Raw genomic sequence first — 21,922 nt, 5'->3', positions numbered from 1 at the left:
AGTACGGTTGCGTTTGTGCTATGAGTTATAACCTTTTACGTATACAAAGCTGTCTGTATCATTGTCACGCTGCATTGTATAGTGATGATTGAGCATGGCTTCGATAAGTTCTTGTCCCTGGTTTTCTACGGCGACCAGAGTCATATCTAATGCATCTTCCAGTTCCTGTACCGTCATATCATCCAGAAATACCTGTTCTCCGCTTCTTAACATATTGCATGTGATAAGAAGGGTGTCACCAAGATCGGTGCCGGAGGCTTTCTTTTCCAGAAGCTGGGCTTTGAGATCCTGACCGGTGATCAGACCGGATACGGTAACAGTCTCGCCAAAGAAATCATTGCGGATCGCAAATACATTGATCTTAATATATGGAAATGCTTTCATGATCTCCTCTGCGAATCCGGCAAGGGTACTGTAGGCCAGCTTGCCTGTTGCAATGGTAAGTGTACGGCAGGTCTCATTTTTCCAGGTCTCATAGTTGTCATTCTGCTTCAGTGCTTCCAGAGCGTCATGGAATTCTGTCTTTAAAAGACGCATCATACCAACTCCGTTTTCCAGCTGGATATATCCATCATAGCGTTCTTCTTCCGGAAAATCACGTTCGGCAAGAATATACCATTCATCACTTGCCTGTATGAAGTGCAGACCATATTCTTCATAGAATTTTGGCTGATAGCTTTCAATCATATCAATGACTTCACCGGCTTCTTCTTTTGAAAAGAGTTCCAGCGGATAGAGACCTTCACGGTATTTTGTAAGTCCGGCAGGTACAACGGATACACTTCTCATAAAAGGAAGATAGCTGGAAAGATCCTCAATGGAACGTTTTAATTCATCTTTGTCATTTACGCCTTTACATAATACAATCTGACCGTTCATCTCAATATGTGCTTCATACAGATCCTGCAGAAATTTTAGCTTTTCTCCGGCAAACCGGTTATGCAGCATCTTACAGCGGAGCTCCGGATTGGTTGTTTGTACAGAGATATTGATCGGTGCGAGCTGCATATGGATGATGCGGTCAATATCTGCCTGCTTCATATTTGTCATGGTGATATAATTTCCCTGCAGAAATGAAAGACGGGAGTCATCATCCTTAAAATACAGAGTCTCACGCATGCCCGGAGGCATCTGGTCGATGAAGCAGAACATACATTTATTACTGCAGGAGCGGTATTCACTCATTAGTCCATTCTCGAATTCAACTCCAAGTTCATCGTCGTACTCTTTATCGATTTCCAAAAGCCATTCTTCCCCGGAAGGCTTGCGGATCAGGACTTCGACATATTCATCTTTCATCAGATAACGATAATCAAAGACATCCTCAATTTTCTGTCCGTTTATTTTTAACAGTACATCGCCGGGTTCGATTTCCAGTTCTTCAGCAATAGAACCCGGATAGACGGTCTGTATCAGGTGTTCCTGTTCCTTTTTTCTCACAAATATATTCCTCCGTATAAACATTTACCCATATAGACAAAATGATAGCTTATTCTCAGTCTGAGTGCAAGGTAAGAATTATAAAATCAGAACGTAATTTTTGGATAAATTGATGAAAAAAGAGGAATTGACGGGATTCGTTTTTCTACGGGATGTGAAAAAATGTGATTTCTGACAAATATACGATTGTAATCAAACGTTTAACGTGACATAATAAAAAAGAAAAGGTTAAGAATATTTTAAAAGAATGTTAAGTAAGCGTAAAATAAGCTGACAACAAAGGAGAAAATTATGGAAATATTTTCTATGGTATTGTCATTGTTAAGTGGAGTCGCTTTGTTTCTGTTCGGAATGTCTCTTATGGGAGATGGGCTGAAACAGGTTGCCGGTAATAAACTGGAAGCATTCCTTTACAAAATGACAAACACACCGCTCAAAGGAGTAGCACTTGGAACAGGAGTGACCAGTGTCATTCAGTCATCTTCCGCAACAACCGTTATGGTCATCGGTTTTGTTAACTCCGGTATGATGAAACTGAAACAGGCGATCGGTATCATCATGGGAGCCAATATCGGTACCAGTATCACCGGATGGATCTTATGTCTTTCCTATATTGAAGGATCGAATGGTATTGCAAAGATTTTATCTTCTGCAACGATAGCGGCTGTCGTGGCGGTAATTGGTACGATCATGCGGATGATCTGTAAAAGAACGACACACAAGAACATCGGTAATATCATGCTTGGTTTTGCAATTCTGATGACAGGCATGCAGACAATGAGTGGTGCGGTTACACCATTAAGAGAGAGTAAAGTATTTATTGATATGCTGACGATGTTCTCGAATCCAATCGCAGGTATCCTGGTAGGTGTTGCATTTACGGCCGTCCTGCAGAGCGCATCTGCTACCGTTGGTGTATTGCAGGCTTTATCGGTAACAGGAATACTTACATTTTCCAGTGCATTTCCGATTATTCTTGGTATCGGTGTAGGAGCATCCTGTCCGGTACTGGTCTCAGCGATCGGAGCAAATAAGAATGGTAAGAGAACCGCACTTGTGTATTTATTAAATGATACCTTCGGAATGTTGATCTGGTCGATCGGATTCTATACGATCAATGCATTTGTCCATTTTGATTTTCTGGACAATATTATGTCGCCGGTATCGATTGCCCTGTTGAACACCGTGTTCCGTCTGGTAACGGTATGTATTCTGTTTCCGTTTATTAATAAACTTGAGAAGCTGGTATGCTGGCTGGTAAAAGACAGCGCAGAAGAACTGGAAGATGAAGCAGACTTTGATCTTCTGGAAGAGCGTCTTCTTGCGTATCCGGCACTTGCGATCGGTCAGTGCCACAGAGCAATGAGCGGTATGGCGAAGAAGCTTCGTAAGAATGTTAACCGTGCAATGAATCTTCTGAATGAGTACCAGCAGAGTAAGTTCGACAAGGTTCAGAAAAAGGAAGATCTGATTGATAAGTATGAAAGCCGTCTGGGCGATTATCTGATCAAGCTTACAAAGCATGAGATGAACACTGCACAGACAAGGCAGGTTTCACTTTATCTGCATACGATCAATGACTTTGAACGTATCGGAGATCATGCTTCTTATATTGCATATATGTCCAGTGATATGCATGAGAATAAGACACAGTTCTCAGAAGATGCCTGGGATGAACTGAATGTTGTCATGGAAGCGGTACGTGAGGAGATCAATCTTACATGCAAGGCGTTCCTTGAGAATGATAAAGAGATGGCACAGAGAGTAGCACCGCTTGGTATGGTCATTACAACACTGTGTGATGAACTGAAGATGCGCCATGTGGAGCGTATGAGCAGTGGTGGATGCGGTCTGGAAGAAGGAACAGTATTTACAGATATCCTGAATAGCTTTAACCGTATTGCGGCACACTGTGCAAGTGCGATGGTTGCACTTATGAACAGCGATAAAGAAAATATGGATACACATATTCATGATTCGAAGGTATATCCTTCCGACAGCACTGAATATAAAACTTATCTGAATGAATATAATCAGAAATATGAGATCAAAAAAGACGGGGAACATATGAGAAGCATGGAACCGGAAGAGGTTGAGTAGGATTTGCATAAGAGCATATAAGTAAGACAGAGGTAAGTTTATCTTATAAAAATAAAAAAAGAACAGAATCTGAGAGGGAAATATCTCAGACGCTGTTCTTTTTTTGTTTACTAACGGTTCCGGTATTCTCTCGGTGACATCTGATATTCTTTTTTGAATAAACGGTTAAAATAAGACAGGTTATTGAATCCTGTGCGTTCCGAGATGGACAGAATACTGTCATCTTCCGTGAGCAGAAGTCTGGCGGCAATGGTAAGACGGTAGCTATTCAGATAACTGGTGAACGTTGTGTGCAGGTGCTGCTTAAAGAATTTCATAAAATGTGATTCGGAGAATCCCATATAGTCTGCTGCGCTTTGAACGGTAATTGGTTCTGTATAATGTGATTCAATGTAGGAAACAATCTGTTTTACCTTATCCAGAGATTTGCTGCGACTGAAAGTGACAGGTGATCCCTGGGAGGAGAATAACAGGTAAAAGAAGTGAAAGAGATGTCCTTTTACTGATAATTCATAATAGTCCGGACGCTTAGCGCAGAGGTCATCGATTGCATCAATACAGGAAGAAAGTTCTTCATGGGAGGAACAGGTATCGTCAAAGAGCCATGGAAGTTTATATTCCAGTGTAAAATACGGCTGGAAATATCCGACTGTCCGGGGATCGGAATCAGCAGAATATAAAAGACTGCTCTGAAACAGGATATTTTCATATTCCATACTGTCTTTTTCATGCTGGGAAATGGAGTGAAGCTGCCCCGGGCGGACCAGGATGATGTCGCCGGCTTTCACAGCTCTGGGCTCGGTATCAACGGAAATGATACCACAGCCTTTTTTTATTACAATGATCTCCACGTCATTATGCCAGTGAAGCGGAACCTGTGTGAAGTCCAATGGAATGGAGCACAGATAGGTGTTGTATGGAAACTGGGTGCTGACGTGTTTTTTTACTTCGTGGAGGTTTTCGTAGGTGAGTGTGTTCATAATCAGATACTGGAGTCCTTTCTACTGTCAAAAAGTTGTTTATTTGATAGTATTGTATTACTTTTTACTACTATGATGCAAGAGATTATGGTTATAATCTGATTATAATATCAGTGTAAAGCAAACGGAAACTGATAAACAAAGAATTTATAGAAATGAATCAGACACAGATTCGGGATAATGATGCGGCAGCGCAGATTCAGGAGGTTAATTATGAATTTCTCAGAAAAATTACAGCAGACACTTGGTAAATCAATCAAAGATGCGGCAAATGAAGAGATCTACGCAGCACTTCTTTCAACAGTAAAAGAAGCTGCGGCAGATAAAGGGAGAAATATTTCGGAAATCGGAAGGAAAGTATATTATATATCAGCAGAATTCCTGATCGGAAAACTGTTATCCAATAACCTGATCAACCTTGGGGTATACGATGAAGTAAGAGAACTTCTCGCAGCAAATGGAAAGGATATCTGTGAGATTGAAGAAGTAGAGCCGGAACCGTCACTGGGTAACGGAGGACTTGGAAGACTGGCAGCCTGCTTCCTGGATTCCATTGCAACACTTGGTCTGGAAGGAGACGGAATCGGGCTTAACTATCATCTTGGACTGTTCAAACAGGTATTTGAAAATCACAAACAGAAAGAGACTCCAAACCCATGGATCCAGAATACAAGCTGGCTTACTGATACAGGAATCGGATTCGATGTACCGTTCAAAGATTTCAGCCTGCATTCTAAATTATATGATATTGATGTAACCGGATATGAAAACGGAACAAATAAGCTCCATTTATTCGACATTGAATCTGTAAATGAGAATATCGTAGGAGATGGAATCACATTTGACAAAAATGATATCCGCGAGAATCTGACACTGTTTCTCTATCCGGATGACAGTGACAAACAGGGAGAACTGCTCAGAATCTATCAGCAGTACTTCATGGTTAGTAATGGTGCACAGTTCATATTGAAGGAATGTGAAGAAAAAGGATATGCACTGGAAGAACTCGACAAACATGTAGTGATCCAGATTAATGATACACATCCTTCTATGGTAATTCCGGAGTTGATCCGTCTTCTGACAGCAAGAGGAATCTCTATGGATAAGGCAATTGAGATTGTGACAAACACCTGTGCATATACCAACCATACCATCCTTGCAGAAGCACTGGAGAAATGGCCGGTTGATTATCTGGAGGCAGTTGTTCCACACTTAATGCCGATCATCCGTGAACTGGCGGCAAGAGTAGCGGCAAAATATAATAACAAAGATGTACAGATCATCGACGAGTGGAACCGCGTGCATATGGCGAGAATGGATATGCATTATGGATTCAGTGTTAACGGTGTTGCGGCACTGCATACAGAAATATTGAAAGACGTAGAATTAAAGCCGTTCTATGACATTTATCCGGAAAAATTCAATAATAAGACAAATGGTATCACATTTAGAAGATGGCTGATGCACTGTGATAAGAAACTGGTAGAATGGATGGATAAATATGGAGTCGGGGAATTCCGTAAAGATGCTTCAAAACTGGAAGGACTTCTTGCACAGATTGACAATGAAGAAGCTCTGAACGCACTTCTGGATGTTAAACAGCAGAATAAGACTGCATTAAAAGAATATCTGGAAAAAGAATCCGGAGTAGTATTAAATGATAATGCAATCTTTGATATCCAGATCAAACGTCTTCACGAGTACAAGAGACAGCAGATGAACGTCCTGTATATTATTTACAAATATCTGGATATTAAAGCCGGAAATAAACCAAAGAGACCGATCACAATGATCTTCGGTGCCAAGGCAGCGCCTGCATACATTATTGCAAAAGACATCATTCATGTAATCCTGTGTCTGCAGGAACTGATCAAGAATGATCCGGAAGTGGCACCATATCTGCAGGTTGTAATGGTAGAGAACTACAACGTAACAATGGCAGAAAAACTGATTCCTGCATGTGAAGTATCTGAACAGATTTCACTGGCATCGAAGGAAGCAAGTGGAACAGGTAACATGAAGTTTATGTTGAACGGTGCAGTAACACTCGGAACAGAAGACGGTGCAAACGTAGAGATCCATCAGCTTGTCGGAGATGAGAATATCTATATCTTTGGTGAGAGCAGTGATCAGGTAATTGAGCACTATGCAAAATCAGACTATGTGGCAGCAGATTACTATATCAATGATGCGGATATCCGCAAGTGGGTAGATTTCATCATCAGCCCTGAGATGATGAGGATCGGTGATGTACGTACACTTCTTGAGATTCATGCAGAACTGATTCAGAAAGACTGGTTTATGACACTTTTGGATGTAAAGGATTATGTTCAGACAAAAGAAAGAGTATTTGCAGATTACGAAGACCGTATGTCATGGGCGAAGAAGATGATCGTGAACATTGCCAAAGCAGGATTCTTCTCATCAGACCGTACGATCGCAGAGTACAACAGAGATATCTGGCATGTGTAAAATGTAAGATTCTTTCAGAAGCTTCATTCAAATTAAAACAGAAGAAAAAAGTAACAAAAAAGGATGCATGCACGTGCATCCTTTTTTTGAGAGAATAATGAATGAGGCTTTTCTTTTACGATATGCCACTTCACTTCTATAATAACATATCTGATCTGAATGTACAGATATGTGAAGATTCCTTAACACCTTCTTAACGGTGCAGAGTCCGCAGTTTACATCTCATTTTCATCTTCACACATCCGGTAGCCGACACCGACCTCGGTGAATAAGAACTGTGGCTGGGATGGATTGCGTTCAATCTTCCGCCGGATATTCGCCATGTTTACGCGCAGGATACGATTGTTGTTATCCGTGAACGGTCCCCATACATTTTCCATGACAGAAGCATAGGTCATAACCTTTCCGGAGTTCTTTGAAAGATAGGCTACAATCTTGTATTCGACCGGAGTCAGATGTATTTCTTTCCCATCCAGAGTAACCATACGTTTTTCAAAATCCAGCATCAGTCCCTGACATTTGTATGGCCGGATAAAAAGAGGAGAATTGGAAGCCATACGGTTACTGTGACGCAGAGAAGTACGGATACGTGCCAGTAGTTCGGACGTACCGAAAGGTTTTGTAATGTAATCATCGGCACCGAGATCCAAAGCAGCAACCTTATCCTGTTCTCCGGCTCTTGCAGAGATTACGATGATCGGACAGCTTGTCCATTTCCGGACGGATGAAATGATGTCATTGCCATCCATATCCGGGAGACCAAGATCCAGAAGGATAAGATCCGGGCATTGGGAGTTGATGATAGAAAGTCCGGATTGTCCGGTTTCGGAGGTGATGGTTTTGTAACCATTGGATCTTAAAGTTCTTGCCATAAAATCCAGTATGTTTTTTTCATCTTCTATAATCAGAATGGAATAACTGTCAGTCATAATTAAATATCCCCTTTCGGTAGTGTGAATAAAAATTCCGCACCATGTGCATGGTTGTGAGCGGCAATCTGTCCGCCATGAGCCTGGACGATCGTATTACAAATGGAGAGGCCGATTCCCATACCACGGTGTGTATCCGATGTTTTGGGAACATGATATTCCCCTTTTAATATCAGAGGAAGGGTCTGTTCATCAATTCCCTTTCCGTAATCAATGACATGGAATGTAATGGTATCAGATTCTTCTGATATTTGCAACTCAACCGGCCGGTTAGTTTCGGAATGGACAAAAGCATTTTCCATAAGGTTCATAAGCACCTGCTCAATCAGCAGAGGATCCATTGGAATGATCAGTATGTTATCGGGTGCAGTTACGTGAATCTCAATATCCGGAATTCGCTTTTTTATACGGGTGATCGCTTCAGCTACTACTTCTTCTACCAGTTCATCTTCTTTTCGGACTCTTCCGGTATCTCCCTGGATCCGGGTAATGGACAACAGATTTTCTACCATGTTCAAAAGCCAGTGTGAATCCTCGTTAATGGAGGAGACGAGATCTAACTTCTCCTGATCGGAAAGTGCTGCATAATTCTCAGTAAAAGAATCAGAAGATCCGATGATGGATGTAAGGGGTGTGCGCAGATCATGTGAAATAGCCCGCAGAAGATTGGCACGGATACGTTCTTTGTCGGCTTCATTGATCGCACGCTCCCGGTCAAGGATCATTTTATCCTGCTTTTTTAATCGCGTAGTCAGGGTAGAGACGATCATGGAGATGGTAAGAAGAAATACAAATGTTACAGGATATCCGCTGATTGCAAAACTTACTTTAAAATATGGGTAGGTAAAACACCAGTTGATAAATATCACGCAAAAAAAAGCAGAAATAATTCCGAAAAAATAGCCGGTAGTGATCCTTGCGATTATGATCAGTGCAAGAATATAGATCAATGCGATATTGGCAGGGTCACTTTGCGTGATATGAAAAAAAGAAAATGCCAGTATGGTTGCAATGGCTAGTATGATTATGGTAGATATGATATTGTGCCATAATGTCCTGGACTCAAGTGTAGTTGTTGGTGCGGTATGTTTCAAAAGGACTCCTTTCTGCAAATGTCTGCAATATAAAATATAAGATATAGTGTGTTCATTGTATCATAAAATACGAAACGGAGACATCCGAAAGAATATAATAAGTGGAAAACGTTATTAGAACTATGCTATACTGAAATTGTAATCAGAAATGAATGTATTATAATATTGTATGAAATTTAATGCGTAAACTTTAAAAGTTTGTGCGTTAATGCGCTGAAAAATATGATATTATGTGACGGGAAGCGTATAGATAAAAGGAGTAAACGGATGAAGAGATTAAAGCAGTATTCTTTTTGGGAGTATATGCGTGTGTTGTTCGTATTCATTGCAGGGCTTGCTGTGAGTCTGTTGGTGTTTTCTTATAATGTGCAGGTGAGAACCGAACAGAATGTGGAAGAATTGCTGGACTACAATACAGATCATCAACAAAGCCAGTTGAAATTCATGCTGAACACGCAGTTTATAAATTTGGGTAATATAGCAGATTATGTGGCAAAAGAAGACAGTCTGATGTGTGAGAAAAATCAGGAACTTTTGTCCTGCATGACGCAGGATACATTATTCCATGCTATTTCTATTATTGACACAGATGGAAATGGAGTTACGAATGATGGAAAAGAACAGAAAGTTGCAGATAGAGATTACTTTAAAAGAACCATGAAAGGTGAAGAAGTGTTAAGTGATCCCTTATACAGTTCGCTGGATGGAAAACGAAGAGTCGTGTTATCAGTCCCAATCAAAAAGAATGGTGAGATTATTGGTGCTGTGGCAGGTTCTTTTGATATGGTAAAGTTAAGCCAGATATTGTTTGAAGATGTATACCAGGGAAAAGGCTATCCGATGATCACAACCTGGGAGGGCAAAATAATAGCAGTAGAATCCGATGAAATCAAAGATTTGCAGGATGAGAATTTATTTGAGATATATCAGGGAAAATTCGGCAGAAACAGAGAAAGACTGGAATCGGCAAGACAAGATTTCAAATTTCACAGAAAAAACTGTATAAAAGTAAAATATAAGAAGCAGGCTTATTATATCGCATATGAATCATTAGGGTATAATCAGTGGATGTTGTGTTATACGGTGCCTGTGTCTGTTGCGTCGGAGGAGTATTCTTTTATCACTGTTTATGAGTATAGACTGCTCGGTGCTGTGATCGTTGGTGTGCTGATCATGCTGCTGGTTTTGTGGAAGCTGAATCAGAAGAAACAAACAGATCTGATAAATCGTGCACAGATGGACTCGATGACCAATATACTGAACAAAAGCAGTATCCAGTATCAGATCAATGACTGGCTGCAACATGGAGAAAAAGAAGGTATCCAGGCACTCCTCATGCTGGATCTGGATCAATTTAAAAATATTAATGATACATATGGTCATGCACTGGGGGATGAAGTTATTAAGGCTGCGGCAAAAGTACTGAAGGATACATTCAGATCCAGTGACATTGTAGGCCGTGCAGGCGGGGATGAATTTATGGTTCTGATGAAAAATGTCAGATGGGATAAAGTCATAGAACGTCAGTTGCAGGAATTATGCCATAAATTTGAAAATCTTAAAATAGGAAGTATTCCGTGTGGAGCAATCCATTGTAGTATAGGAGCCGCATATTATCCGGATCATGGAATGAATTTTGATGAATTGTATCATTATGCGGATGAGGCGTTATATGAGGCTAAGAGACAGGGACGGAATACCTATGTAATCTATCATCAGGAAAAGAAAACCTGAATCATTAAAAAATAAAAACAGGAAACTGACAGGAGGAATCAATCATGCAATGTACAAGAAATGTAACAAATCATATTATCTGGGTAGGAGCAAATGACAGAAGATTAAATTTATTCGAGAATTTATTTCCGATTCCGAGAGGGGTATCTTATAATGCTTATCTAATTAAAGATGAGAAGAATACTCTGATGGATACTGTAGATGCATCTGCATCCAAGCAGTTTATCGAAAATGTGGCTTATGCATTAAACGGAGAAAGCTTAGATTATCTGGTTGTACAGCACATGGAACCAGATCACTGTGCCAATATCCAGAGAATCCTGGAATTATATCCGGAAGTAAAAGTAGTCGGAAATGCGAAGACCATGCAGATGATCGGACAGTTTTTCGATGTAGATCTGGAAGACAGGAAGATTGTAGTAAAAGAAGGAGATACACTGGAACTTGGAAGCCATACACTTCATTTTGTAATGGCACCGATGGTACACTGGCCGGAGGTTATGGTCTCTTACGAAGCTTCGGAGAAGATACTGTTTTCTGCGGATGCATTCGGAACATTCGGGGCTCTGAACGGTAACCTGTTCAATGATGACGTGGACTTTGAAAAAGACTGGATCGATGATGCAAGAAGATATTTTACCAATATCGTCGGAAAATACGGTATGCAGGTACAGACACTTCTGAAGAAAGCAGCTGGTCTGGATATCCAGATGATTTGTTCGCTTCATGGACCGGTATGGAGAAGCAATCTGAATTACTTTATCGAGAAACATGACAAGTGGAGTAAGTATGAGCCGGAAGAGCAGGCAGTTGCCATTATCTATGGCTCGATTTACGGCAATACAGAGCAGGCAGCTGATGCGCTGGCAGCAAAGCTTGGTGCAAAAGGCGTGAAAAATATTGCAGTTTACGATGCATCAAAAACAGATGTGTCGGAACTGATCGCAGAAATCTTCCGGGTAAGCCATTTGGTAATTGCATGCCCGACATACAATGGAGGTATCTACCCACCGATTGAAAATCTGCTTGCACATATGAAAGCACTGGCGGTGCAGAACAGAACAGTTGCGGTTATGGATAACGGAACCTGGGCTGCTACAGCAGGGAAGCAGATTGTAAAACAGTTAGAAGAGATGAAAAATATGACAGTACTCGATCAGAAGTTATCTGTTAAATCGACATTAAAAGCAGATCAGGAAGAAAACCTGGATGCATTTGCACAGCAGATTATTGATGCAATGTAAGAAGTCATGACACATAAAAGATGTATATCGAGTGGAGGTCAGTAGAATGAATAATTATACAAGAGAAGATATATTAAGAATGGTAGAAGAAGAGGATGTAGGATTTATCCGTCTGCAGTTTACAGACATTTTCGGAACCATGAAAAACATTGCAATTACCACAAGTCAGTTAGACAAAGCCCTGAATAATGAAATTATGTTTGACGGTTCATCTATTGAAGGATTTGCAAGAGTGGAAGAGTCGGATATGTATCTGTATCCGAATCTGAATACATTTGAGATATTTCCGTGGAGACCGCAGCAGGGAAAGGTTGCAAGACTGATCTGTGATGTCTATAAACCGGATGGAACGCCATATGAAAGTGATCCGAGATATATTCTGAAAAAGGTCATGGCCGAAGCAAAAGAGATGGGGTATGAATTCAATGTGGGACCGGAGCTGGAGTTCTTTTTATTCCATACAGATGACGACGGACTTCCGACTACGCTTTCTCATGAAAGTGCCGGATACTTTGACCTTGGGCCTTTAGATCTGGGCGAGAATGCAAGACGTGATATGGTTCTGACGCTGGAGGATATGGGATTCGAGATCGAATCTTCACATCACGAGGCGGCACCGGCACAGCACGAAATAGATTTCCGTTATGATGAGGCGCTGACAACTGCAGATAATATTATGACATTCAAGCTGGTTGTAAAGACGATTGCCAAGCGCCATGGATTACATGCGACATTTATGCCAAAGCCGAAGTTCGGTATCAATGGTTCCGGCATGCATCTGAATATGTCGATCAGCAGGGATGGAATCAATGTATTTCAGGATGCGAAGGATGAGTATGGACTCAGTAAAGAAGCATATTGCTTTATCGGCGGAATCATGAAACATATGAAAGCGCTGACATTTATCACGAATCCAAGTATCAATTCCTACAAACGTCTGATTCCGGGATATGAGGCACCGGTATACATCGCATGGTCTGCAAAGAACCGTACACCACTGATCCGGATTCCGGGAAGCCGCGGAGAGTATACAAGAGTAGAACTTCGTAATCCGGATCCTTCAGCGAATCCTTATTTGGCGTTGGCGGTATGTCTTGCGGCGGGTCTTGACGGGATCAAACAGGGCTTGATGCCTCCGAAAGCAGTCAACCGCAACGTATATGAGATGACGGATGAAGAACGTAAGATCTTTGGAATTGAGAAAATGCCGGGAAGTCTGAGAGAGGCAGCAATAGAATTCCAGAAGGATACCTTTATCCAGGAGATATTAGGGGAAGATCTTTCCAGAAAATACATCGAAGCAAAGACCAGAGAGTATTATGAGTATAGAATCCAGATTACAGACTGGGAGCTTGAAAAATATCTGCACTTACTGTAATACGATTTTGCACTTAACAGAAACGCGCAAAAGAGTATCTGACAGGAGGTGGCAGAGTGACAGGGATTATTGTTGTATTCCCGAATAAAGATAATGCAACAAATATCAGAAATCTGCTTGCCAGGGGCGGTATGGATGTAATTGGCGTGTGTTCCACCGGTGCACAGGCTATGCACTATGCAGATACCGTGGATAACGGGGTCGTGGTCTGCGGTTACCGCATGAAAGATATGATGTATACACAGCTGCGGGAATATTTACCGGATTCGTTTGAAATGCTCCTGATCGCATCGCAGGATAAATGGAGCAGCGGGGATGTAGAAGGAATTGTAGGGCTTTCTACCCCAATCAAGGTATACGACCTTATGAATACCATGAACATGATGCTTCAGTCCATGGACAGAAAACGAAAAAAACGGAAGAAAGAATCAAAGAATCGTGATCCAAAGCAGCAAGAGACGATCCGCAGAGCAAAGGAACTCCTGATGGAACGTAATAATATGTCTGAAGGAGAAGCACACCGCTATCTTCAGAAGAGCAGTATGGACAGTGGAACGAATATGGTAGAGACAGCAGAGATGGTACTGAGCATTATGGCAGAGTAAGGGATGAAAGAGTAAACATATTATAGAGAAAACGGATGCAGGAAAGGCAGGAAGAAAGAACAAATGAAATTTACAAAGATGCATGGACTTGGCAATGATTATGTCTACGTCAACTGTTTTGAAGAAAAGATTGACAATCCGCCGGCGGTGGCAAGATTCGTCAGTGACAGACATTTCGGTATTGGTTCTGACGGACTGATTATGATCAATCCGTCAAAAACAGCTGATTTCGAGATGGAGATGTACAATGCAGATGGTTCCCGAGGCGAGATGTGCGGCAACGGAATCCGTTGTGTGGCGAAATATGTCTATGATTACGGGCTGACCGATAAGACACAGATTTCCGTGGAAACACTTGGAGGAATAAAATATCTGGATCTTACCGTGGAAGACGGGAAAGTGTCACTGGTAAAAGTAGACATGGGAAAACCGGAACTCGAAGCTGATCTGATTCCAATCATATCAGAGCGGGAACAGGTGATCGACGAACCAATTGAGGTGGATGGGAAAGAGTACCATATGACAGGAGTATCTATGGGAAATCCGCATGCAGTTATCTATGTGGATGATGTAAAGGGACTGGATCTGGAAAAAATCGGACCAAAGTTCGAGAATCATGAAAGATTTCCGAAGCGTATCAATACAGAGTTTGTGCACTGTATCGACAGACAGACGGTAGAGATGCGTGTGTGGGAACGCGGCTCGGGTGAAACCCTTGCATGTGGAACCGGAGCATGTGCCGTAGCTGTCTCCAGTATATTAAATAACTTGACAGATACACAAGTTACGGTAAAATTATTAGGTGGAGACTTGCAGATCGAATGGGACAGAGAAAAGGATCGTGTATTTATGACAGGACCTGCAACAGTTGTATTCGACGGCGTGATAGACATTACAGAGATAAAGGAGTAAGAAGATGTTTAAAGTAAACCAGGATTATTTGAAGTTACCAGGAAGCTATCTGTTCTCAACAGTAGCAAGAAAACAGCGTGAATATCAGGCAGCACATCCGGAAGCCGAGATCATTAAGCTGAGTATCGGCGATGTAACACAGCCTCTGGCACCTGCAATTGTTGAGGCTCTTCACGGGGCAGTTGATGAGATGGCACATGCAGAGACATTTCATGGATATGCACCGGATCTTGGATATGAGTTCTTAAGAAGCGCAATGGCGAAGAATGATTATCAGGCAAAAGGATGCGACATCAAAGCGGATGAGATCTTCATTTCCGACGGGGCAAAAGAAGACTGCGGTAATATTCAGGAGATTTTCTCGAAAGACAGCAAGATCGCTGTGTGCGACCCAGTATATCCGGTTTATGTAGATACAAACGTTATGGCAGGACGTACAGGTACATATGATGCTGCAGCAGGAACATGGAGCAATGTCATCTATATGCCTTGTACAAAAGAGACGAACTTTGCACCGGAGCTTCCAAAAGAGACACCGGACATCATTTATCTGTGTTTCCCGAACAACCCAACAGGATCTACGGTAACAAAAGAACAGCTTCAGACATGGGTTGATTATGCAAATAAAACAGGCGCAGTGATCATCTATGATGCTGCTTACGAAGCATATATTTCAGAAAAAGAAGTGCCGCATTCTATCTATGAGTGCGAGGGCGCAAGAACATGTGCGATCGAGATCAGAAGTTTTTCTAAGAATGCTGGATTTACAGGAGTACGTCTGAGTGCAACAGTAATTCCAAAAGATATCAAGTCAGGAGATGTGATGTTACATTCTCTGTGGGCAAGACGTCACGGAACAAAGTTCAATGGAACTTCTTATATCATCCAGAAAGCAGGAGAGGCCGTATACTCTGATGCGGGAAAAGAACAGTTGAGTGCACAGGTTGCTTATTACATGAACAATGCCAAAGTAATCAAAGAAGGACTCAAAGATGCCGGATACAATGTATCAGGCGGTGTCAATGCACCATATATCTGGCTTGAGACACCAAAGGGAATGACATCATGGGATTTCTTCGATTATCTGCTTGATAAGGCTAATGTAGTAGGTACTCCTGGATCAGGATTCGGACCAAGCGGAGAAGGATATTTCCGCCTGACTGCATTTGGAACCTATGAGAGTACAGTTGCAGCGATTGAGAGAATTAAGAAGATGTAATAAAAAAACGGCCGGTATTCCTATGCTGAAAAAAGTACGGGATACCGGTTTTTTTAACGTTATGTGTTCCGCAGATGGCGCCACAACAAATGCAGAGAGATGTGGTCAGGATTTTGGATATACTCTTATCTGAAGTTCTGTAATATGTTCGCGGATATCTGCTGATTGATGATTGTCTACCCAGATCAGTTCCAGAATAGGTCCATCAGGAACAAGACCATGACCATCTGCATAGTTGAGAAGTTCCGGAATATAAGTGGTGTTCTGACGGTAATCACCTGCATAGGTGAAGGTAAGATAAGTACCGCCGCGGAGACAATACTCTCCCGAATTATCAATGATAAACACTCCAGAATAATTTTCATACTGTCCTTTCTTTATTTCTTCTAACGGAAGAAAAGATCCGATGTTATGGTTGCTGATAATATAAAGATTTTCTGTATTTTTATTCAACAACTGTTTTACCAGAAGATCCATTTCTTCGTCTGTGTGGTAGGGAATATGCAAGGTATGGCAATAACGGTCGGGAAACGTCTGCAGACGGATTTTAAGCAGTGCCTGGTCTTCCGCACCGGATAATGTCAGAAGCCGTTCTTCTACATTTTTCTGAAGACGGTTTAATTCCTGAATCTGCTGATGGATGACATCCAGTTCTTCTGTGAGCAGCTTACGCGTGTTCTCAACGCTTCGATTGTCCATGTATTCCCGGATTTTTTCCATAGGAAATCCCAGACGTCTCAGATCACGTATGATATTCAGACGCCACAGATCATCAAGCGTATAGAGCCGGTAATTATTTTTTCCGCGTTTTGGAGCCAGAAGTCCCAGCTTCTCATAATAGCGGAGAGAATCCGGTCCGATGTTGTATAGTTTGGATATTTCGTTGATCTTAAAAAACTGTTTCATATATTCACCTGTTGAAAACAAAATTCTGTTGATACATAATACTTGACCTTAGTATTATACCAGGGTTTAGACTATGAATGAAAGAAAAACAGGTAAAAGAAATGAGGTTTTAATATGAGACTCGAAGGAAAGTCTTTGAAGAGTGATTTTTTGCGTTTTATCATCCCGTCAATTATCGCCCAGTGGGTATTCTCGCTTTATACCATGGTAGATGGTATCTTTGTGGCAAGAGGGGTATCGGAAGTGGCACTGACAGCGGTGAATATCTCCATGCCGTTTACAACAGGACTGTTTTCTGTCTCCATCCTGTTTGCAGTCGGAAATTCGACGATTGTGGCAATCTTTCTAGGACAGGGGGAAAGACAGAAGGCGAACGAAGTCTTTACGCAGAATGTGGTCTTATTATGTATTCTGTCGGTGTTGATTACAATACTGGTTATGATATTTCTGGATCCATTTGCAAGATTCCTTGGAGCAACGGATCATATTCTTCCATATGCGAGAACATATATTGGAACGATCGCACCATTTTCTGTAGTATATATCCTATCTTATTCATTTGAGACGCTGATCAAGACAGATGGCTATCCAAAGCTTGCGACAATCTATGTGACATCCGGGGCTGTGCTGAACTGTATCCTGGATTATATTCTGGTCATGGTGCTGCATAAAGGCGTCTGGGGTGCGGCATTTGCTACCGGGATCTCGCAGGCAGCAGTGATCCTCTTGTATCTGTGGCATTTTCTGGGACCGAAAGGAACAATAAGATTCTCGAAGTTCCATCTGATGCCATCGGAAATCGGGAGGCAGATCCGTAACGGCATGTCTTCCGGGATAACAGAATTCTCAAGCGGGATTATCATCTTCTTTTTTAACCAGGCAATCCTGAAATATATAGGAGAATATGCATTGGTAAGTTATACGATCATCTCATATGTGAATACGATCGTTGTCATGTCCATGGCAGGCATTGCGCAGGGAACCCAGCCACTGATCAGTTACTACTATGGAAAAAACGAATCGGAAAAATATAAGAAGCTTCTGAAGTATGGAATGGTGGCAGCTGCGGCAGGTTCCGTGGCGGCTGTAGTCATATGTTATGTTGGAGCAGAAAGTATTGTGGGATTGTTCTTAAAAGAGAGTGAAGCATCTCTGAGTATATATTCGGTGCGGGTGCTCCGCATCTTTATCCTGTCATTTCTGCTTGCGGGACTCAATGTGGTTCTGGGAGGATATTTTACCTCTGTGGAAAAGGCTGGATTTGCAACGCTGATCTCACTTACCAGAAGTCTGATCGCACTGGTGATCAGTCTGGTATTTCTGACAGCTGTGTTTGGAGGAGAAGCTATCTGGTGGGCACCGCTGATCGCGGAGAGCTGCTGTCTGGTGTTATCAGCCGGGTTATATCAGTGGTACAGAAAAAAATAATTTTTTTAAAAATATCTATTGACTTTTCTCTGCAAACGAGTATAATTAATATTCGCTGGACAACTTAAGGACAGCAGAGAAAAGTCTTATTGATGCGGATTGGTGTAATGGCAGCACAGCAGACTCTGACTCTGTTAGTAGAGGTTCGAGTCCTCTATCCGTAGTTATGATGCCGGGTACTTCATTAAGAAGTATCCGGTTTTTCGTTATAGAAAAAAATCAAAAATACCTATTGACTTTTTTGAAAAAATTGGTATAATAATATTTGTTCGCTGAACAATGCAGAACATCACACTGATGCGGATTGGTGTAATGGCAGCACAGCAGACTCTGACTCTGTTAGTAGAGGTTCGAGTCCTCTATCCGTAGTTCCTTGGCAGGGGCGCCGGATACTTTTTAGAAGGTGTCCGGTTACTTTTAAAAATTGTATATATCGGAGTGTGGCTCAGCTTGGTAGAGCGCTACGTTCGGGACGTAGAGGTCGCGTGTTCGAATCACGTCACTCCGATTGAATGATACAGTATCTGATATGGGTACTGTATTTTTTTATATAATAGGAAACCGGCATAAAAAAGAGGAATTCCGAAGATTATATTGATCCGGGATTCCTCTTTTTTGTTCTCATTATTATGCCAAACTTGATATAGAAAATCCGATTATCCGCATAAATACAGCATTTAAGGGCTGTTCATCACTTGAAAAAATAAGTGTTTTACCACGAATTTACCATAATTGAATATGAGTCTTGATATGACGAAATATAAAGGGAGATTGCACGTATAATAAAACCGCGTATCTCCCTTTAACAAACTATCTAAAGTTTTCTACATTTATAACTCTGGAAAAACAATCGCACAAATTCATGTTGTGAGTGACCATGATTATAGTAATGCCCTTTTCATTTAATTCTTTCAAAAGTTTCATCACTATCAATTCGTTCTCTTTATCAAGTCCAGAAGTTGGTTCATCAGCTAATATAATCTGACTTCCTTGCAAAATCAATTTAATAATTGCAATTCGCTGTTGCTCTCCACCGCTTAACTGATATACTTTTTTGTTAAGCATGTCACTTAGCTCAAATTGCTTTAAATACTTATTGATTAGTTTCAGTTTTTCTTCTTTTTTTACTTTTTTATATTCAAGAGCTAATTTTAAATTCCACAACACGCTTTCATCTTCTATTAGTCCATAATTTTGAAATAGATAGCCTATTGTATATCTTCTCAAAATCATAGCATTTTTACCGTTCATGGACAAATTTTTATGACTATCAATAGTGATTGTTCCCTCGGATATATCAGTAATCAATCCTATTATATTTAAAAGTGTCGTTTTACCTGCCCCGCTTTTCCCTACAAGCCCCACAAATTCGCCTTTTTCTATTTCTAAAGATAAATTTTCAAATAGAACCTGATTTTTCCCATATTCTTTTTTGACGTTCTTTAATGTAATCAATGACATACTTATGCCCCCTTTTCAATCTCATATAAAGCGTTTGAGATATAAATTCTATAAAGCAATTCGCAGAATATGTAGTCAATAAGTATAATCGCAAAAAGGCAAGCAAAATAATAATTTATAGCAGTTAATACGCCTGATATAATTATTTCGATTCCCCAAAAAATATACCGATTTTTCAGTGTCCTAAAATGAGAGAATCCTAAAATCTCTTTTGCCGCATATCTCTTTCGATTTACAAAAATGTCCACATAATTTGAAATATACAAAATAAACAGTAAAGACACTATAAAGACAATCGTAAACATAGTGAGTGTTTTAAGAACGAATGTCACATTTTCAAGTTGCATTAAATAAGGTGTAAGTAATGTTCCAGCTGTAACTAATTGCTCTAAATCATATTCTGATAACAAAGAAGAAAAATCTTCTCTTGACTCCATTTGAAAAAATAAACACCTTGTATTTAAAGAATCCAAATAGTAAAGTCCTGCAAAATTGCCCGTATCAACAATGATAACAGGATTAGCCATATCCGAAAAACCATTTTCTGTATTGACTTTTATCGTAGAATCATCGTCTATATAAACAACATTAAATTTATCAATAGTTTTTTCTTCTCCCGGTATTCCATAAAATTGATTGTAATTCATCAATCGGAAATATTCTTGCTTAATATATTCGCTAATAGAATTTTCATCATTCTTATATTTATGTGGAACTAATACTGTTGGTTCACTAAATATATCTTCTCCCAATGGTTTTCCACTGAGCTGGATATTTGAAAATTCATTCAGATAATTTCTATTTGCAATAACAAGCTGTTGTTCATAATAGGGGCGTGATGTCTGCAAACCACCGTCTGTCCTAAAATCACATAGTAGTGAATGGTTATGATTATACATCTCTAATGTTTGTTCAGAATATTTTTCTAATATGTCTGTGTTTGCTAACGCATAATCATACTCCGATGAATTAAAACCATTAGCGGTATAATATCCGTCCAGATACTTATAATCTAAAACAGCTTGTTGGCTTTGTCTAAATGAGTTCCCCTGATTCAGCAATGAAATAATAGTGATAGCGATTATTACCGAAAAAATTATTTTTATAGCCTGAACTACAATATTTGTGCCGCTATTTAAAGTCTTATTTTTTATCATTGCCTCTAAAGAAACAAACTTAATTAAAATACTTGTAATTAAAACACAAAGTATATTTATAGCTAAAACACCAATAAAGAACAGTACACTTGTTGCTAAATAAGAAAAATCATATCTGTTTGTTAATGCGTAATATAAATTTAGCAAGAACAGTAATACTAAACATATTACAGCAAAATATTTTATTACACTGGTAATTTGCTCCTTTAAAATATGTATAGTAGAAAAGCCCATGCTTTTTTTAATACCTATTTTTTTCAAACTATAAGACGTATAAATACAGTATATGATTTGAAGTACAATAAATAAGATTACAAAATTCAGAAGATTCAATTCTAATACCATACTATACGGAATAGCGTCATTTTCAAAGTTATTTATTGCGACGGACAGTTGAGAAGCTATCTCTTTAATTGCGTTAGCTGGTAAATCTGTATAGAATACACCAACACTATCTAAAAAATCTTCCTTTTGCAATTCATGATATTGAAACAAAATAGAGGAAGATATAGGCTGTTTTTGTGTAAACTCATTTAATGGATAGCAATATAAATCATAAACAGATTTATCTGTGGAAGTGAGCGTATTGTTAATGAGTTCTAATTTATTTTGAGAATATTCTTCTGTAAATATTGTATAAAATTTGTCGAGAATTTCTGGCGATGTTTCTTCTAAAACATACCCTTTTAAATTCTCAGTAGCAATGTTATTCTTTTCATAAATGTTGTAAATAGAAGTATTAAAAATATATGCAAAGAGTATGACTTCAAGGAAAATAAAAATCTTTAAAAATTTTTTCATAACATACGCCCCTTTCTTTGAAGAAATGTATAAAATAGGGCGGGACAAATAGCCCCGCCCTA

Annotated in this window: 16 protein-coding genes and 3 tRNA genes; 12 read left to right on the top strand and 7 right to left on the bottom strand. The window is 40.1% G+C overall.

Annotated elements, in window-relative coordinates; all coding sequences use genetic code 11:
* Positions 1–18 precede the first annotated feature (18 nt).
* Positions 19–1,440 carry a DUF512 domain-containing protein gene (locus GT508_RS03245; RefSeq protein WP_172674940.1) on the bottom strand — a complete coding sequence of 474 codons (1,422 nt, stop codon included), beginning with the start codon at positions 1,438–1,440 and terminating at the stop codon, positions 19–21.
* Between the two features lie 291 nt (positions 1,441–1,731).
* Here GT508_RS03245 and GT508_RS03240 point away from each other — a divergent pair, with 291 nt between their 5' ends.
* Positions 1,732–3,540, top strand: a complete 1,809-nt coding sequence (locus GT508_RS03240; RefSeq protein WP_161143542.1) for a Na/Pi cotransporter family protein — start codon at positions 1,732–1,734, stop codon at positions 3,538–3,540.
* Between the two features lie 110 nt (positions 3,541–3,650).
* Here GT508_RS03240 and GT508_RS03235 read toward each other — a convergent pair whose 3' ends face one another.
* The gene (locus GT508_RS03235) at positions 3,651–4,520 is read right to left on the bottom strand and encodes an AraC family transcriptional regulator (RefSeq protein ID WP_161143541.1); all 870 of its coding nucleotides are present in this window, start codon (positions 4,518–4,520) and stop codon (positions 3,651–3,653) included.
* A gap of 213 nt (positions 4,521–4,733) precedes the next feature.
* On the opposite strand from GT508_RS03235, the gene GT508_RS03230 reads away from it, so the two are divergent.
* Complete coding sequence (locus GT508_RS03230) at positions 4,734–6,992, top strand: glycogen/starch/alpha-glucan phosphorylase (RefSeq protein ID WP_161143540.1); 2,259 nt, start codon at positions 4,734–4,736, stop codon at positions 6,990–6,992.
* A 215-nt stretch (positions 6,993–7,207) separates the two neighbouring features.
* On the opposite strand, the gene GT508_RS03225 is transcribed toward GT508_RS03230, so the two are convergent.
* The gene (locus tag GT508_RS03225; protein ID WP_161143539.1) at positions 7,208–7,921 is read right to left on the bottom strand and encodes a response regulator; all 714 of its coding nucleotides are present in this window, start codon (positions 7,919–7,921) and stop codon (positions 7,208–7,210) included.
* A 2-nt stretch (positions 7,922–7,923) separates the two neighbouring features.
* The gene (locus tag GT508_RS03220; protein WP_243144056.1) at positions 7,924–9,015 is read right to left on the bottom strand and encodes a sensor histidine kinase; all 1,092 of its coding nucleotides are present in this window, start codon (positions 9,013–9,015) and stop codon (positions 7,924–7,926) included.
* 267 nt (positions 9,016–9,282) lie between these two features.
* Here GT508_RS03220 and GT508_RS03215 point away from each other — a divergent pair, with 267 nt between their 5' ends.
* The 6 genes from GT508_RS03215 (at position 9,283) to GT508_RS03190 (ending at position 16,107) form a co-directional block, all read left to right on the top strand.
* Positions 9,283–10,749: a sensor domain-containing diguanylate cyclase gene (locus GT508_RS03215; protein WP_161143538.1), complete on the top strand. Its 1,467-nt coding sequence runs from the start codon at positions 9,283–9,285 to the stop codon at positions 10,747–10,749.
* A 44-nt stretch (positions 10,750–10,793) separates the two neighbouring features.
* Positions 10,794–11,993 (top strand): FprA family A-type flavoprotein, encoded by a 1,200-nt coding sequence (locus tag GT508_RS03210; RefSeq protein ID WP_161143537.1) that lies wholly within the window; start codon positions 10,794–10,796, stop codon positions 11,991–11,993.
* A 46-nt stretch (positions 11,994–12,039) separates the two neighbouring features.
* Positions 12,040–13,371, top strand: coding sequence for a type I glutamate--ammonia ligase (glnA, locus tag GT508_RS03205; RefSeq protein WP_161143536.1), 1,332 nt, complete (start codon positions 12,040–12,042; stop codon positions 13,369–13,371).
* A gap of 56 nt (positions 13,372–13,427) precedes the next feature.
* Positions 13,428–13,976: an ANTAR domain-containing response regulator gene (locus tag GT508_RS03200; protein WP_161143535.1), complete on the top strand. Its 549-nt coding sequence runs from the start codon at positions 13,428–13,430 to the stop codon at positions 13,974–13,976.
* A 63-nt stretch (positions 13,977–14,039) separates the two neighbouring features.
* A complete protein-coding gene (dapF, locus tag GT508_RS03195) occupies positions 14,040–14,888 on the top strand; it encodes a diaminopimelate epimerase (protein WP_028086310.1) in 849 nt (282 codons plus the stop codon).
* A 4-nt stretch (positions 14,889–14,892) separates the two neighbouring features.
* On the top strand, positions 14,893–16,107 hold the full coding sequence (locus GT508_RS03190; RefSeq protein ID WP_055284415.1) for an LL-diaminopimelate aminotransferase: 1,215 nt from the start codon (positions 14,893–14,895) through the stop codon (positions 16,105–16,107).
* A 105-nt stretch (positions 16,108–16,212) separates the two neighbouring features.
* Here GT508_RS03190 and GT508_RS03185 read toward each other — a convergent pair whose 3' ends face one another.
* Complete coding sequence (locus tag GT508_RS03185) at positions 16,213–17,013, bottom strand: MerR family transcriptional regulator (RefSeq protein WP_138375587.1); 801 nt, start codon at positions 17,011–17,013, stop codon at positions 16,213–16,215.
* Positions 17,014–17,127: 114 nt separating this feature from the next.
* Here GT508_RS03185 and GT508_RS03180 point away from each other — a divergent pair, with 114 nt between their 5' ends.
* From GT508_RS03180 to GT508_RS03165, 4 genes are all read left to right on the top strand, one after another.
* The gene (locus GT508_RS03180; protein ID WP_161143534.1) at positions 17,128–18,441 is read left to right on the top strand and encodes an MATE family efflux transporter; all 1,314 of its coding nucleotides are present in this window, start codon (positions 17,128–17,130) and stop codon (positions 18,439–18,441) included.
* A 93-nt stretch (positions 18,442–18,534) separates the two neighbouring features.
* A tRNA-Gln gene (locus GT508_RS03175) sits at positions 18,535–18,605 on the top strand.
* Between the two features lie 134 nt (positions 18,606–18,739).
* Positions 18,740–18,810, top strand: a tRNA-Gln gene (locus GT508_RS03170).
* Between the two features lie 65 nt (positions 18,811–18,875).
* Positions 18,876–18,949 (top strand) — tRNA-Pro (locus GT508_RS03165).
* Between the two features lie 302 nt (positions 18,950–19,251).
* Here the strand turns inward: GT508_RS03165 and GT508_RS03160 are convergent.
* Positions 19,252–19,902, bottom strand: coding sequence for an ATP-binding cassette domain-containing protein (locus tag GT508_RS03160; RefSeq protein WP_009243732.1), 651 nt, complete (start codon positions 19,900–19,902; stop codon positions 19,252–19,254).
* A gap of 2 nt (positions 19,903–19,904) precedes the next feature.
* A complete protein-coding gene (locus GT508_RS03155) occupies positions 19,905–21,860 on the bottom strand; it encodes a hypothetical protein (RefSeq protein ID WP_101629281.1) in 1,956 nt (651 codons plus the stop codon).
* Positions 21,861–21,922 lie beyond the last annotated feature (62 nt).

Source organism: Dorea sp. BIOML-A1, from assembly GCF_009875615.1.
GTDB lineage: Bacteria > Bacillota > Clostridia > Lachnospirales > Lachnospiraceae > Dorea_A > Dorea_A amylophila.
This window is presented reverse-complemented; position numbering and strand designations above follow the sequence as displayed.

What these genes read in the sequence shown, in the direction of transcription:
- GT508_RS03155 (WP_101629281.1), bottom strand. Translation starts at nt 21,860, where the DNA reads ATGAAAAAATTTTTAAAGATTTTTATTTTCCTTGAAGTCATACTCTTT.
- GT508_RS03180 (WP_161143534.1), top strand. Translation starts at nt 17,128, where the DNA reads ATGAGACTCGAAGGAAAGTCTTTGAAGAGTGATTTTTTGCGTTTTATC.
- dapF (WP_028086310.1), top strand. Translation starts at nt 14,040, where the DNA reads ATGAAATTTACAAAGATGCATGGACTTGGCAATGATTATGTCTACGTC.
- GT508_RS03210 (WP_161143537.1), top strand. Translation starts at nt 10,794, where the DNA reads ATGCAATGTACAAGAAATGTAACAAATCATATTATCTGGGTAGGAGCA.
- GT508_RS03215 (WP_161143538.1), top strand. Translation starts at nt 9,283, where the DNA reads ATGAAGAGATTAAAGCAGTATTCTTTTTGGGAGTATATGCGTGTGTTG.
- GT508_RS03225 (WP_161143539.1), bottom strand. Translation starts at nt 7,921, where the DNA reads ATGACTGACAGTTATTCCATTCTGATTATAGAAGATGAAAAAAACATA.
- GT508_RS03160 (WP_009243732.1), bottom strand. Translation starts at nt 19,902, where the DNA reads ATGTCATTGATTACATTAAAGAACGTCAAAAAAGAATATGGGAAAAAT.
- GT508_RS03230 (WP_161143540.1), top strand. Translation starts at nt 4,734, where the DNA reads ATGAATTTCTCAGAAAAATTACAGCAGACACTTGGTAAATCAATCAAA.
- GT508_RS03240 (WP_161143542.1), top strand. Translation starts at nt 1,732, where the DNA reads ATGGAAATATTTTCTATGGTATTGTCATTGTTAAGTGGAGTCGCTTTG.
- GT508_RS03190 (WP_055284415.1), top strand. Translation starts at nt 14,893, where the DNA reads ATGTTTAAAGTAAACCAGGATTATTTGAAGTTACCAGGAAGCTATCTG.
- GT508_RS03185 (WP_138375587.1), bottom strand. Translation starts at nt 17,013, where the DNA reads ATGAAACAGTTTTTTAAGATCAACGAAATATCCAAACTATACAACATC.
- glnA (WP_161143536.1), top strand. Translation starts at nt 12,040, where the DNA reads ATGAATAATTATACAAGAGAAGATATATTAAGAATGGTAGAAGAAGAG.
- GT508_RS03235 (WP_161143541.1), bottom strand. Translation starts at nt 4,520, where the DNA reads ATGAACACACTCACCTACGAAAACCTCCACGAAGTAAAAAAACACGTC.